Below are 13,702 nucleotides of genomic sequence, written 5' to 3'. Positions count from 1 at the left end.
CTACGCCGAGACCACGGCAGCGGCGCGGCCACTGAACGCCATCGAACTCCCGTGCAGCGCCGCGAGTGCGCCGGGCGCATAGCCGCGCTTGAATGCCTGCTCCGCCCAGGCAAACTGAATCAGGCCAGCGACAGCCCCACAATCGCCCATGCAGTCGGCCGCGTGCCACACGGGTTGCTCCGGTCGCGTCTGGCGCATGTTGCGCATCTGCGCCAGCACAAGCTCTTCGAATGCGTAAGATTCGCCCCCGACATCGCTGAGGCGGAACGCGATTTCGTGCATCCGGACGCCAGCCTCGCCGAGTGCGGCTTTCAGTGCCGCGCTGAGGCCATCGGCCCGGAAGGGTTCCTCATTGCTGGCGGTTGCGGTTTCGGCGGCGAGGCCCAACCCTCGCAGCCGCAAGGACCCGTCAACGATAGGACGTCTGCTGACGACCAGAATGCAAGCCGCCTCGCCAGGGATGAGGCCATCCGTTACTTTGCTCGTCTTCAGTCGCATCCGGCTGTCGAGCCAGCCGAGCGCACGCGCGTCGATCAGGCTGTCTACCGCCATGATGAGGCAGGCTTCCACATTGCGCTCATCCAGCAGCCTGCGCGCCTGTTCCATCGCGACGAAAACCGAAATCTGGCCATGGGTGACCTGGAATGCGCGCGCCCCGACCAATGGCTTCCCGCCCGGAACCGCAAGCCCAGACAGAATTCCGTTGAAGCGCGCGCCGGGCATGCCGGCGTCGCGCGTACACAGGAGAAACGGCATCTCGCCCCAGGGAAGAGAGGCCCCAACCTTCTCATCGATATGCTCGACAGCGAGCCGGGCCAGCGCCGCAAAACGACTTCGGCCGCGCGCCTGAGGCGGAATAGCGTCGACCATAGCCCCGCGAATCGGCTGTCCGCCGCTGTCCCGATACGGCAATTCCTCGAACACCGAGATGCTCGCCCGCATCGCGGCAGCGGCACTTGCCGGCATATAACCGACTGGGCAGACGAGGCTTATGCAGGAGACCGCGGTCATCTTCCCTTGCGCATTCCAGCCAACGCCGCCACGGCTTCCTTCAACCCAGCGTAATGCGGCTTGGGATAGATCGGCTCCGGCTCCCTCCCCACCTTCACCTGCTGCAGTTTCACAAATTTCCGAGGCAACTTCGTGCTTACTCGCCCGACCAGAACGATCCTCCCCTCGTGCGGCAGGATGGTCAGGGTATCGGGTGCCGCCACCTTGTGCTCGGTCCTGTCGTCGAACATAAACCGCACCGGAACCGACATCGCCGGCAGCTTCACCTTGAACTTGCCGCTTTCGTTCATCCCCAAGCAGCCAAAAATCATACCTTCCGACAGCCTGTCGACCCATTGGTCCTGGGGCGCCGCCTGGAAGTAGCGGTCGTCGAAATCCTGCGGCAGGAAGGGCAGCACATTGTCCATCCAATGCTTGTCATAGGTGCCGGCATATCTCGCCCGCTCCTTGGCAAAACGTGGGACGGGCCCAAAGCCGATGGGGCGCGGCCGGTCGTTCCAAATGCGCATCGGCGATTGCGGGTGCTCGATACAGGGTAGAGGTGTGCCATCGATGTTGCTTTGGCCGACAAGATAGCCGCACCCGATTGGGTTGACTGCGTCGCTGCGATGTTTCGCTGGATCAGGATCAGTGCGATCGGTGCCACCGAATGCGAGGTGCCATGCCAGCGGCATTGAAACAAAGGGCGTCGGCCGCGAAGCCTGGATGCCGAGCCCGCCCCGGAACCAGCGCCTTTGGCCGGTGACCACCGCGCGCTTGTCCAATCCCGGCCCGACCAGGCGCACTTCGATCGCTTCCGCCGGCCTCCCTTGCGGGGCGACCGCCATTGCGTCGAGCAAAACCTCGCATTTTGGCTTGATCGGAGCAAAGTCGGTCTCGACGCGAATGGAGGTGACTTCCGGGTCGCCATAATGGGTGTCGGCGTAGACGAAAGGGGACTGCTCCTTGCTGGGTGTGCAGTTGCCTTGTTCATCGACGTCGTATGTCGCCCGGATCACGGCAACGCAGAACTTCACGCAATGCTTGTCCTGGTAGGGGAAGGTCTCGGCGAGAAAGGGCGTAGTGTTCTGGCTGACGAACATCAGATTTGCCCCTGCATCGACTGGGCTTCCCAACTGGCGGCGAGAACTTGCTCCAGCGTCGCTTGCGGCGATTGCGGATCGATGTCGAAAATGTCCGAACGGGCTGTCCACATCACCAGGTCGCTGATGATCTCGTCGCCTGCCTCGACGGGCGGCACCGGCAGTCCGGCCAGCGCGGCATCCAGTTCGTCGGGCGTCAGCTCGCCGTTCTGGGCCGCTATGGCCGCCCCTTCGATCCCAGAGAACCACGCCTCGGCGTCGGCGAGCAGAATGGAGGCTTCGGAAAGCTGCGCAACGACGCTCAAGGGGAATTTCCGGCCAACCCTGTCGGCGCTCTGCACAATGATGCCTGCCGATGCGCCGAAGGATGCCGGACCCGCCAGAAAGCGCAGCGCGGTTGTGCTTGGCCAGATTTCCGAGCCGAACAGCGGGACGAGATGCTGCGCCAGCCAGCGGTCCCAGCCGCGAACAAAGTCGCCCGACAGCCGTCGCGTCACGAAATCGCCGGTGGCGGGCATTTTGCCGTAAAAGCCGGGCAAGGTCATATCTGCGGCGGACATGAGAATTTCTTGAACATCTGCAAATTGTAGGGGTTCTCGACGCTGGCGGCCTTGAGTTCGAAATCGGCGTACATGCCTTTCGTTCCCAGGCGCAGGCTGTAGACATCGGACAGCGAGGTGCCGGCGAAGCGGCCGCTGCGCAACATCCTCAGCCATGCCCAGCTGCCGGTCTCGTTGAGCATGATTTCCGGCGATCCATCGATCGGCTGGAAGGCGAGCGAGATGACCCCGGTGCCATCCTTGCCGGGCCAGGTCATCGGCTGTGGCCGCGTCGCGTTGTTGTAATAGACGAGGGTCTGGCCATCGAGGTTGAGCGTGACCCGCGTGACGTTGGGAGACAGGTCCTTCGGTTCGAGCGTGAAGCTCATCACAGGCCCTGTACCGCCGGGAAAGAGATCGTCGCGGATATGCCTGGCCTGCTCGAACGCCGCCAGCGCCGAAGGATCGAGGCCGAAATCGGCGCGCCATTTCCATGGCTGGCTGGTGGTGTCGACATAGTTGATTAGGTGGTCATTGATGAAACCGTCGATCATTCCGGCCGGTCCGAACAAGCGGGCGAAATCACGAACATTGACGTCCACCGCGCTGTCGGGGCTGAATGGATAGCGGTCGTTCAGCGCTGCCTGGCAGAAAGGCAGTATGTCGGCCCGCCAGATGGCGTTGAGCTCCGAAGTGACCGCCTTCTGGGTCAAATTGCTGGTGTCGCCGGCAATCCCGCCCAGCCAGTTGTTGATGGGGTCGGGCAGGATCTGTGCCTGCCTGGCGACCGCGCCCGTCAGTTCGGCAAGGCCGCCCTGCTTCTTGATGGCATCCTGCGGATTGGGGTTCGCGGTGACCGTCTGCAGCACGTTCGAAAGCGCGGTCAGCGCGACAACGGCGGCATCGAGTGCCGGCGGCTGGCCGTCGACCTCGGCAATGGTGCTCTTGAGCGGTTTGAAATGTTCGGCCACCAGATTGCCGGTCAGGTCCACCTCGGTTGCCGATCCGGCGCGGGGAAGCAGCTTCGCACCGCTTGTCGCCAGCTTGCCGAGCTTGCCCAGCTTGCCGAGCAGTTTGGATGCGCCCTTGGCTGCCGCCTTGTCGTCGGCGGGCGCCTCGTCGGAGCGCGTCAGTTCGGTCTCCTGGACGACCGCCGTCAGCAGCCGCTTCAGCGCTGAATCGGCACTAGATAGGTCTTTCAGATTTTCGCTGGCGACGTTGAGATCGGTCAATGGCGCGAGCCGCATGTCACGCAGGAAGCTGTCCCATTGAGCGATGTAGTCGTCATAGTAGAGCTTCAGGATATCCTCGGACAGCGCCGAGACCGAGGTCTCGGAGTTTTCCGAGCAGCCGCCGGCGAAAACCGCGCGATCGAGCGCCGCCTGGGCGGCGACATCGTCGATGCGGTCGAGAATGGCGTCGTGGAAGCCGGAATAGGTGAATGCCCCGGCAATGCCGACGCGAAGTGTGTTGTCGGAACGCCGCGCAAACACCTTGCCGCCATTGGGGCCGGCGAAATTGGCCGGGATCCACTCCTTGAGCCCGGCCACTGCCGGATCGGCCAGCAATTGCTTGTAGGCACGCGCCGGCAACGAGATCGTGCACACCGTTTTCAGCGCTTCGGCAACTAGGGCCTGGTCGGGCGCGATATAGCTTTCATCGACCGCCATCCGGCGGATGGCGGCAAGCTGATGCTCTTCGGCATCGGCGGTCGGAAATGGTGCTGCGGCCGCGAATTCGGGCAGGCTGTTCACCCACCAGTTCTGCGCGAAATCGGGATCCATCTGCGACAAACCCGTCATCATGCGATAGGTCTTCAGCGCCCCGAGCATGAAATCCGGATCGCGGATCTGCCGCCACATGGTCGCCTCGAGCAGCGCGACCATGCGTGGCTCGAGCACGTTGCGCAGGGCGTGGTCGTACGTGTCGGTCTGCGCCCGCACCAGCTCCGCCGAGGCCGATGGACCCAGCAGATCCTGGGCGCTGCCCGGCGGTGCTGTCCGGGCATTTGCCACCGCGTCCATTGCTTCGAGAGCGCTGTCGATGGCGGGCTGCTCCACCGAGGCCGGGATTGCGGCCACGGATGTCAGCGGCGTTTGCAGTGCCTCGAACTGGCTCGCCTGGGCCGTGATCGCGTTGCGGTTGTCGAAATAGGACCAGGTGAACAGCCCACCGGTCAGCAAGGCCGCCGCCGCGCATGCGGCGGCGGCGCCACGCCAGATCCAGGCCCGGCGGCGTTGTGCCAGCGGGTCGAACGTACCGAGGCCGGCTTCCCTGAAGATGACTTCGGTGAGCAGGTTCTTCAGGAAGAAGCTGCGTTTCTCGACCCTTGGCGCGGGCAGGGCTCGTCGTGGCGGCAGGCCGAAGGACGACGACAGCGCCGCGGTCAGGCGGTCGATGGGAGCCCCTTCCTGCGTCGCCGATGTCAAATAGAGGCCACGTAGCCAGGCAGCCTCTTCATACCGGCTTTCGCCGAACATCGCCTCGACCAGCACCTGGATCGGTTCGGACAGGCTGGACAGTTGGGCGGGAAACCTGAAGATCTCGGCGCGGGCGGCGAGCTTGTCCTCGTCCTCCAGGCGCGGCACCAGCCGTCGTTCGAGTTCCGTCGCCAGCGTCGAAATCTCTCGTTCGATGGTCTTGGCATCCACGCGCGCATCCAGCGCGAAGGTCGTTCCCCATACCTGCTCGCGCGAGGCGGTGGACAGGCCGCCGAAGAAAGCCTCGAAACCCTTGATCAGGTCGGCCTTGGTCAGCATCAGATAGACCGGAAGGCGGATTTCGAGCCGGTCGTTGAGTTCGGCCAACCGCCGGCGGATCTTGCGGCCGTGCGCCTTGATGGCTTCGTCGCCCTCCGAAAGCACGTCGATCGAAAGCGCGACGATCACACCATTGAGGGCGCGGCGGCCCCGGTGCTTCTTCAAAAGGTCGAGGAAGCCCAGCCATTCCGCGGCGTCCACGTCGGGTTGGCTCTCCTGCTGGACATAGCGGCCGGCGGTGTCGATCAGAACCGCGTTTTCGGAAAAGAACCAGTCGCAGTTGCGCGTGCCGCCGACCCCCTGCAGGTCGTCGGTGAGGTCGATCGGAAAATTCAGCCCGGACTGCCGCAACGCCGTGGTCTTGCCGGTGGCCGGTGGCCCGACGATCACATACCATGGCATCTCGCGCAGGAACTTGCGTCCGCCCAGCTTGCGGCGTTTCAGTTCGGCCATCACCTCGGCGAACTTGGCGCCCACGGCGGCGACGTTCTCTTCGCCGGGGCTGAGCGGCTTTTCCACCACGGGTGCTGCAATCTCGGCGACGAACATGCGGTTGGCGCGGATCGCCCGGCGCTGGGCGACGATCAGCCAGATCAGCCAGAAGATGACCAGCAGCGCGATGATGACGATGCGCACATTTTCAGAGGCGAACGGCTGGTAGGGACCGACCCTGACGATCGGACCGAACACCCAGATGACCAGGGAAAGCAGCGTGATGCCGATCAGCGTCCAGAGCCAGCGCGATGTCAGAACCGCCCAGAGGAAGCGCAGGATGAACATGTCAAAGCCTCTTTTCGACGAGCACCTCGACGCGGCGGTTCAAGGCCCGCCCCTCGCGCGTGCTGTCGCTGGCCACTGGATCGGTGGCCGCGCGGCCCTCGGAATGGACGCGGTCCTGCGGCACTCCGTTCTGCACCAGCATGTCAGCGATCGTCTGGGCGCGAGCCTCGGACAGTCGCTGGTTGGTCGACAGCGGATTGGTCTTTTGTAGGGGAACACTGTCCGTATGACCGATCACCGTGATGTTTCCAATCAGTTCCTGATTGGCGAGGATCACCTTGGCGATCGAACCGATCAGGGGCTCGAAGCCTTCGGTCAGTTGTGGCCGCGACGACTGGAACAGCTCGGGGTTGGAGGCCTGGATGATCAGCTTGGCCAGCGAAACGCTCTCGGTGCCGCTGAGGGCGGCTTTGAGGTCGGCCGGCGCCCCTGCCTGAAATTCCGGCAACAGCGCAAAATCCACTTTCTCCGGTGGCGGGGCATCGACCTTGGGCGATGCCCGGCTGATGTCGCCGCGCGCGGGCGGTGGCAACGCGCGAACAAGCGCGGAAAGCTCGACCGCCTGGCTGCTCAGTCCCATCGAGAGCCCGATATGGATTGCGGTGGCGACAACCGCCGCACCGAGCGCCATGACCCAGATCGGAACGATGAAGCGCTGCGGCTCGTCGGATGCGATCACGCCCTTCCAGTTTGGCGACAATGGCGCGCCTTCGGCGTCGGCATCGCGCAGGAAGCGCGCCGCCGCCACGCGGACAGCATTGAGCGAGCGGTCGCCCGAGCGGCCGGGCACGCGATATTTGCCGCGAAAGCCGAGCGCCATGCAAGCATACTGCAGTTCCAGCAATTCGCGATCGCGGTTGGGATGGCGTTCCAGTTCGTCGAGGCGCGTGAAGAACTGCGTGCCGGCATCGACATCGCCGCGCAGCATGACGACAAGCGGCTGCCGCGGCCAGGCGCTGGCCCCGCCCCATGGCGTGTTCAGGGCCAGGTCGTCGAGCAACGCCGCCACCGCCCAGGCTGCCTGGTCGGCCCGCTCCATCGAGGACCCAGTCGACATTGCCGTGTCGCGTGCCCGGACCAGTTCTTCGAGCAATCGGGTCCGCAACGCTTCCGGATTCTCCGGCGGCAGCGCGCTTTCAAGCTCGGGCGCGAATTCGAGCAAGGGCGCGAATGCGTTGACAAGCGCGTTCGGGTGAGTGCGAGACCGCTTTACCGCCGCGCCCGGCAAGAGCGACGCCATCGGTCGCGGCATCGGCGCGCCGGTCAACCGTATGCGGGTGCGTTCGCGATCCTCCGACAGTCCGAAAGGATCATCGCGGCTCATGATCTCACCTGTTCACCGAATAGCAGTCCACTTGCGGCTCGCTCGGCAAGACGCCCGAAACGCCGATGACGAAGCCGGGGGCATCGAGCAGCGACGCCCAGTGCTCACTTTTCTGGTCCAGCTCGAGGCAAAGCCGATCGCCATCGTAAGGGATCTCGCGCGGCTGGGAATGAAGCGGTTTCAGCGGAATGCCGGGCAAACGCGATTTCCACAGGCCCTCGAACTGGTCGGCCGAGCCGACGGTCGCCTGATTGACGAATATCTTGCGCAGCGCATCCTCCGACAGCTCCGAACCGACCCGGATGACGATCCGGCTGGCCACAAGCAGCTTCGGGTTGTCGATGCGGATTTTCCAGACATTGGTCGAATGCCGCATGACAGGCAGCGCACGCGATTTCGGCTCGATGTAACGCAGGCTGAGGATGAGCGAGCGCAGCGCATCCGCCAGCGCCGAATAGGCGGGGCCAGGCGCCATGTGATCGTAGGCGGGCAACTCGCCCAGCCGCCGCGCGCTCGAGCCGTAGGTCGCCATCGAACCGGCGAGCCCGGCAAGTTCCAGGTAAAGCTCGGCGGGATGGAAGACATCCTGCGCCAGCATGTGGGCCAGCCGCGGACGCGCCGCATTGGCGAGATTGAGCATCAGCAGATCTTCGACGCTGCGCCCCGGTCCGCCCATGACCATCTTGCCATGCGCCTCGGCGATCTGGTCGAGGCCCGTGACAACTTCCAGGAGCAACTGCCGGTACCAGGCCACCGCCCCGGTAACCAGTGTCGGCGGCAGGAAGGTCTCGTCCAAAGAAACGCCGCCATCGGCTCGAACCCCCTTGAGGTCGGCTATTGGCAAGGCTGTGTAGCCACCGACCGACTTGCCGGGCGCCAGCAGCAAAGCCTGCGGACGGGCGATCTCGATTTCCTCAGGGTCCGAACCACCCTGGACGGCGTCACGCACTGAAACGATCCGCCCATGATATCGTGCTCCCGAGGGGGCCGCGTGTGCCGGATCGAAGCCGACACCACCGGGAGGCTCCAGTGGCAAGGCGACCAGCACCGGCCCGGCGCCCGTGTCCGCGGTGACCGGCAGCGGTCGCGGCGCGTCCATCATGTCTGGAATGGAGAAGGGCGTTCCATCCGGGAAGATGCCCCGTGCCGACAGGATCGAGATCTGGCCGGCGTCGAGCAATGCCTGGTCCAGCGTCAGCTGCTGAAAGCCGAACGTATGCAACTGCCCGGCCTGCAACGCGCCGCGCACCGTCGCCTCGAAGAAACGATCCTGCTGCTGGAAATGCTGGGTCCGCAGGAAAAGGCCTTCGGACCATAGCACCCTGTTTGCATCGCTCATGCCGTTACTCTCTGCATTGAGCTCCCCTTGCTCTGGCCGCTAGGCGGAAATGCCGCCGCTGCCAAGCGTGACATTGATTGTGAATTTTGATCCCGGCGACACCGATTTGGTCGTCCGCCAGTTCCTGCCGCCAGGCTCGCGGATCAACGCAACGAAGCCCAGCGCCGTCGCGTCCGGCTCGACGGTGATGGTTTTGGACGCGGATTTTCCCGGGCCGACGGCGATCTGGTCGGATCCGATGAGATCACCGGCCAGCGCGGAGCCGGCATCCCCCTGCAGGGCAAAGTAGTCGGCTGAATTGAATTTGCCGGTGCCGCGCAGCCGCATGACGAGGACAGTCACCGGCCGGTCGCCGCCACCTGGCCCCGGGTTCATGCCTGTCCCGCCGGTCACGTTGACGGTGATCACCGATGGTTTTGGCGGACCGCTCTGGCAAGCCGCAAGCAGCCCCGTCGCGCCCAGGGCAATAACAAATTCGCGTCGATCGATCATGTCTCACTCCTCCTCATATGCATCTCGAAAATCAGCGCCGATTTCGCCAAGAAAGCTCTTTTCCGCGCTCTCGGCGATTTCACGATGGCGTTTCTGGTAAAGCTCCCACAGCTTGGCGCCACGCCCGCCCGAAAGCAGGGTGCCGATCGCGGAATTCGATTTCAGCTCTTCCTCGATCACCGCCGGGTCGAAACGGTCGATCATCCGCCGCAAGGCGCCCTGTACGCCGCGCCAGGCGCGCACGTGATGCTGCGCCAGATCGCGAACCGCGTCGGCGATTGCCGCTTCGCCGGCGAGAAATCCGGGGCTGCGCTCGGCGATAAGCGTCACGATGGCGTCGTCGACCGTCGGCAGAAACTTGAGTGGATTGACTTCGGAGGCGCCGACCATGGTCTGGGCGACGCGAGCGTTTCCCTTTTCCTCCGCCCGTTTGCGCAGAAGCTGCATCAGGCCTTCCATCATCAGCCGATATTCGCGACCGAACTTCTCCATTTCCGCGATGCTGTCGCGTCCCGGGAAATCGGCCTCCTCGACGCCCATGCCGCGCAGGAATGCCGTGCGAAGCGCCATCTCCGCATGCGGCGGCGCTGCCGACGGGCGGTTGGATTTGGGAGCGGCACCTGTCCGTGCTGGAGCCGGGACCTCCGCCGCTTGCATGGGGAAATCCCAGGGATTGGCGGATTGTGGCCGCTGGGCGATGTGCTCGCGCTGTCCGGTCGAGCCGGCGCCGTTCGCCGAACTGGGCGCCGGGGCGGGTCCGAAGCCAAAATCATCATTGAAATCGGACAGCTTTCCACGAGCGAGGTCGGCCGCGCGGCCGGGGGATGGCACCGGGTCGAGGCTGAAGGGGTCCGCCGGGTTCGCCGCGCCGCCCGGTTCGGGATAGGCGGCGCCTTTCGACACAGGCGTTGAAACCGGATCGAGGCTGAACGGATCATCGAAAGCAGGCGAGCTGCGCTGGCTGGAAATGGCCCGCTCGAACGCGCCCGGGACCGGCTGCTCGAACGGGTTCGGCAGGTCGGCCGGACGTGGCCGCCGCGGCTCTTCTTCGACCGTGGCGGAAAAGAAGTCGTCGCGGCCGATGCTCACCGGCGTCCGCGATGCCGGCGGCAGGCGTTCCGGAACCGCCTGGCCGGCTGTCGGCGCTTGGGCGGTTGGCGTCTGCAGGTCGACATATACGATGTAGTCGCCCAGTCTCAGCCGCATGCCGCTTTGAAGGCGCGTCGACTTGCCGGCACCGAGCGGGCTGTCAGAGTCGTTTATGAACAATCCGCTGCTCGATGTGTCGGTGACGAAATATCCATCCCGCCCGCCCGAGATCCTGCAATGAGCCCGTGAAACGAACATGTCGGGATCGTCGATCTGCCAGCCCGCGTCCGCGCTGCGGCCGATCACCAGCTCGCCCTCGTCCAGCCGGGTCTGCCGTACCGCCTGGGTGCGTGGCCCTTGCTCCAGCGTCAGCAGCAGACTCATGCCGCGACCCCCGCCATTTCCGGCCGCCATCCGACGATTGTCCGCAGCCGCATGTCGTCAGCATCGCCCCTTTCAGCGGGCCGCGCAAGCCAGGCGGTCCGGCCGAGCTGGACCGCTCCGATACGCGGCGGCGGCACCGCTTCACGCGCCAGCACGATGCGCAGGTCGACGTCGAGCGATTCCCCGACCATGTCGCGAACGGCCTGCTTGAACAGTTTGAGCCGTGGGCCTCCCGGCAGGAAAGCCTTGAAGTCCTCATAGCCCAGCGGGCCGACACGCAGTTCGATCCTGCTTTGGCGGTTGAAAACGCGCGGGCCGATCGTCGCCCCCCGGCCAAGCCCTGCATAGGCTTTTGCAAGGCGGGTCTGGAGCCCGGTTGGTATGGTCATCCAGGCTGCGATGAACTCCTTGATCTGAACCGGCACCTTGAACGCTTCGGCCAGGAACAGCGTCAGCCGTTCCGGGCCGTCGACCTGGTTGGCGAGCGATGCCGCCTGGCGAAGCTTCACCGTATCGAGATCGGCGTTCTGGGTGCCGGGAAGTCCGATCCCAGCCATGGCGTCAAGCATGGCGCGAACGCGCCCACCGACCGCGCGTTCGACCTGTACGGCCGGATGCGCATCCGCCCACGCCCGATAATACAGGGCGATCAGGCGGTGCTGCAGAATGTTGACGAAATCCAGGAATGTCGTGTCACTGGTCTGCTGCGCATCGGCGCCGGTGAACCAGCGCTGCGACAGGCGATCGAGCACCCAGCGTGTCAAATGGAGCGGCAGCGGGCCTTCAGGTCCCATCAGGCCGAGATTTGTGACCGTAACCCTGGCCGGGGCCTTGTCCTTCGCTTCGCGGAATTCAACCACGTCCCTGGCCGAAAAGCTGAGACGCACATGCTGTCCGAGCCTTGCCGGCTCGCGCTCCGGCGAGCCGGAATGGCCGAACAGCCCGCCCCTGCGTTCGAGCCGGCGCAACAGCTCGAAGAAGTCGAACGTCTCGGACAGTTCCTCGACCCGCTTCGGGTCGGCTGTGTCTAGATCAGGTAGCGATTGCCGGGCGTCATCGGCCATGGCACATCCTCCTGCTTCTGCAACAGCCGCGTACGGGTTCGCACAAAGCCGTTTATTCCGGCATGACGGGCAAACAGCCGTGCAAGCAAGGCCGAAAGCAGCAATGTGCTCTGCCCTGCCAAGACGGACTGATCCACATGCAAGGTCACTTCCGTACCGCGTCCGAAGCACATTGGCCCGTCGATCTGCAGCCTTTCGATGACCGACCGCGAGTCGATGCGGACGATCGAATGCACGTTGCGGGCCAGGCTCGGATCGCCCCGGTCGGCATAAAGATCGAGCAGCGCATGCAGCGGATCGACGCCGCGACCTTCCTTGGCAAGGCTGAGAAAGTTGAGCGACAGCTGCGCCACGAGCCGCCAGGCGAGATTGTCGGCGCGGGATTCGCCCGCCGCGCCGGCCGGCAGTGCCGCGGGGATAGCCGGGCGAGGGGGACGCAACGCGCCGAGAAGCCGGACCGTTTCGACCGGGTCGCCGGCCTCCAGCGTCAAGGTGGGATTGTCGTCGAGGATCGGAAGATCGCGGTTGGTACAAAGCGCCACGATGTCGACACGCTGCAGCGGCCGGTTCGCCTGGCTTTCCACCGGGCGTGAAATCGCCAGGAAAACATCGTCCCCTGTGTAGGAGGTGCGGGTCAGTCCGTCGCGCCGCTCCTCTTCCGTCGCGCGCCGTGGGCGCCGCTCGGTGGAATAGACCCAGCCACTGCCGCGGTTTTGCCCCAGGCTGAAGAGCTCGGGAATTTCGGCGTCGTTGCCTTCCGTGTCGGCGTCCTCGACGCGGAGGATCCGATAGATTTCGAAGTCGCGCGCCCGCGTGCGGTCGGCATGCAGCACCTGGCGCGTCTTGCGCGGGTCAATCTCGATGACGTTGCACTCACGCTCGAAGAGATTGATGATCGGCGTTGCAAAAAGTTCGAAATCGGCCGCTGTCAGGTCTGCAAGCTCGGGCACTGGACGCCTGAACATGAAGATGATCTCGATGCCGGCCGCGCATTTGCGCACGACAGGTTGCAGCCCCGATATCCGCACATAGTGGAAGCGCTCGGGCATCATGAAATATTCGCGCAGCAGACGGTACCCCTCGAACGTCGGACGGGTACGAGGCATCAGCGCTTCGTCGTCGCTGATGCCGATCATTTCGGGTTCCGGCAAGGGCGATATGGGATTGGTCTTGCCTTCCGCGCGTGCGCCAACGGCCGAGCACGCGCCGAAGATCGCGTCGAAAAGCAATGGTGCTTTGGTGCGCCCGGCAAAGTAGAGATCAAGCTGGTCGAGCGACAGTTCGTCGAGTCTGCCTTTTCCGGTCCGAGCCAGCACGATGCGGAGCGCCGCCTCGCCGCCGACACCGCCGATCGGCGCTATGCCGCCCGCCACCAGCGCGCTGCGATCTTGAAAATAGCTTACCGAAGTGACCGCTATCGGCCACAGCGTGATGTCCTGGGCCGTGGTGAACGTGCAGCGCGTCGAAAGGCCGGGCTGCAGGCTGGAGACCAGCCGGGTGTTGCGCTTGACGACATGGCCGGCAACCATCGTCTGGACCTGCTGGCCCGGTTTCAGCACCACCATCGCCGTTGCCGGCGCCGGCGTGACCAGGTCGGGATAGAGGACGTCCAGCACGCTGCGTGAAAACCGCGAGCGTTCCGCGTCGACCTTCAGCCGGGTGCGTGCGGCGAGGAAAGCGACGCCGTCAAGCAACCGCTCGACATACGGGTCCGGACAAGGGACCGTGTCGAGTGACAGGTTGCGAGCCACCGCCGGATGCATGTCGGCAAATTCCGCCGCGAGTGCACGGATATGGGTCAGTTCCTCCTCGTAATATTCTACGAAGACCCGATCCATC

The 13,702-nt window shown here is 64.5% G+C and carries 10 protein-coding genes; all 10 read right to left on the bottom strand.

What is annotated here, in order from left to right; all coding sequences use genetic code 11:
* From AC56QP_RS08615 to tssF, 10 genes are read right to left on the bottom strand one after another with little or no spacing between them, the layout of a single operon-like run.
* Positions 1–1,011, bottom strand: coding sequence for a hypothetical protein (locus tag AC56QP_RS08615; protein ID WP_489860094.1), 1,011 nt, complete (start codon positions 1,009–1,011; stop codon positions 1–3).
* Positions 1,008–2,093 carry a DUF2169 family type VI secretion system accessory protein gene (locus AC56QP_RS08610; protein WP_489860095.1) on the bottom strand — a complete coding sequence of 362 codons (1,086 nt, stop codon included), beginning with the start codon at positions 2,091–2,093 and terminating at the stop codon, positions 1,008–1,010. The genes AC56QP_RS08615 and AC56QP_RS08610 overlap by 4 nt, the downstream gene beginning before the upstream one ends.
* A complete protein-coding gene (gene tagF / locus AC56QP_RS08605) occupies positions 2,093–2,653 on the bottom strand; it encodes a type VI secretion system-associated protein TagF (RefSeq protein WP_489860096.1) in 561 nt (186 codons plus the stop codon). Before tagF ends, AC56QP_RS08610 begins: the two co-directional genes overlap by 1 nt.
* Positions 2,635–6,171 (bottom strand): type VI secretion system membrane subunit TssM, encoded by a 3,537-nt coding sequence (gene tssM, locus AC56QP_RS08600; RefSeq protein WP_489860097.1) that lies wholly within the window; start codon positions 6,169–6,171, stop codon positions 2,635–2,637. The genes tagF and tssM overlap by 19 nt, the downstream gene beginning before the upstream one ends.
* Position 6,172: 1 nt before the next feature.
* Positions 6,173–7,495 carry a type IVB secretion system protein IcmH/DotU gene (gene icmH / locus AC56QP_RS08595; RefSeq protein ID WP_489860098.1) on the bottom strand — a complete coding sequence of 441 codons (1,323 nt, stop codon included), beginning with the start codon at positions 7,493–7,495 and terminating at the stop codon, positions 6,173–6,175.
* Between the two features lie 4 nt (positions 7,496–7,499).
* On the bottom strand, positions 7,500–8,834 hold the full coding sequence (gene tssK, locus AC56QP_RS08590) for a type VI secretion system baseplate subunit TssK (protein ID WP_489860099.1): 1,335 nt from the start codon (positions 8,832–8,834) through the stop codon (positions 7,500–7,502).
* A 39-nt stretch (positions 8,835–8,873) separates the two neighbouring features.
* Entirely contained in the window at positions 8,874–9,326 is a 453-nt protein-coding gene (gene tssJ, locus AC56QP_RS08585) for a type VI secretion system lipoprotein TssJ (protein ID WP_489860100.1), read from the bottom strand.
* A gap of 3 nt (positions 9,327–9,329) precedes the next feature.
* A complete protein-coding gene (gene tagH / locus AC56QP_RS08580) occupies positions 9,330–10,799 on the bottom strand; it encodes a type VI secretion system-associated FHA domain protein TagH (protein WP_489860101.1) in 1,470 nt (489 codons plus the stop codon).
* Positions 10,796–11,863 carry a type VI secretion system baseplate subunit TssG gene (tssG, locus tag AC56QP_RS08575; RefSeq protein WP_497100611.1) on the bottom strand — a complete coding sequence of 356 codons (1,068 nt, stop codon included), beginning with the start codon at positions 11,861–11,863 and terminating at the stop codon, positions 10,796–10,798. Before tssG ends, tagH begins: the two co-directional genes overlap by 4 nt.
* The gene (tssF, locus tag AC56QP_RS08570) at positions 11,827–13,701 is read right to left on the bottom strand and encodes a type VI secretion system baseplate subunit TssF (RefSeq protein ID WP_489860102.1); all 1,875 of its coding nucleotides are present in this window, start codon (positions 13,699–13,701) and stop codon (positions 11,827–11,829) included. The genes tssG and tssF overlap by 37 nt, the downstream gene beginning before the upstream one ends.
* Position 13,702: the final 1 nt, after the last annotated feature.

Source organism: Mesorhizobium sp. RCAM 05104 (assembly GCF_059683645.1).
The sequence above is the reverse complement of the archived record's forward strand: the minus strand, read 5'-3'. Positions and strand labels throughout refer to the sequence as shown.

Excerpts from the sequence above, each read along its gene's own strand:
- AC56QP_RS08615 (WP_489860094.1), bottom strand. The coding sequence starts at position 1,011 with ATGACCGCGGTCTCCTGCATAAGCCTCGTCTGCCCAGTCGGTTATATG.
- tssM (WP_489860097.1), bottom strand. The coding sequence starts at position 6,171 with ATGTTCATCCTGCGCTTCCTCTGGGCGGTTCTGACATCGCGCTGGCTC.
- tagF (WP_489860096.1), bottom strand. The coding sequence starts at position 2,653 with ATGTCCGCCGCAGATATGACCTTGCCCGGCTTTTACGGCAAAATGCCC.
- tssG (WP_497100611.1), bottom strand. The coding sequence starts at position 11,863 with ATGGCCGATGACGCCCGGCAATCGCTACCTGATCTAGACACAGCCGAC.
- AC56QP_RS08610 (WP_489860095.1), bottom strand. The coding sequence starts at position 2,093 with ATGTTCGTCAGCCAGAACACTACGCCCTTTCTCGCCGAGACCTTCCCC.
- tssJ (WP_489860100.1), bottom strand. The coding sequence starts at position 9,326 with ATGATCGATCGACGCGAATTTGTTATTGCCCTGGGCGCGACGGGGCTG.
- tssF (WP_489860102.1), bottom strand. The coding sequence starts at position 13,701 with ATGGATCGGGTCTTCGTAGAATATTACGAGGAGGAACTGACCCATATC.
- tagH (WP_489860101.1), bottom strand. The coding sequence starts at position 10,799 with ATGAGTCTGCTGCTGACGCTGGAGCAAGGGCCACGCACCCAGGCGGTA.
- icmH (WP_489860098.1), bottom strand. The coding sequence starts at position 7,495 with ATGAGCCGCGATGATCCTTTCGGACTGTCGGAGGATCGCGAACGCACC.
- tssK (WP_489860099.1), bottom strand. The coding sequence starts at position 8,834 with ATGAGCGATGCAAACAGGGTGCTATGGTCCGAAGGCCTTTTCCTGCGG.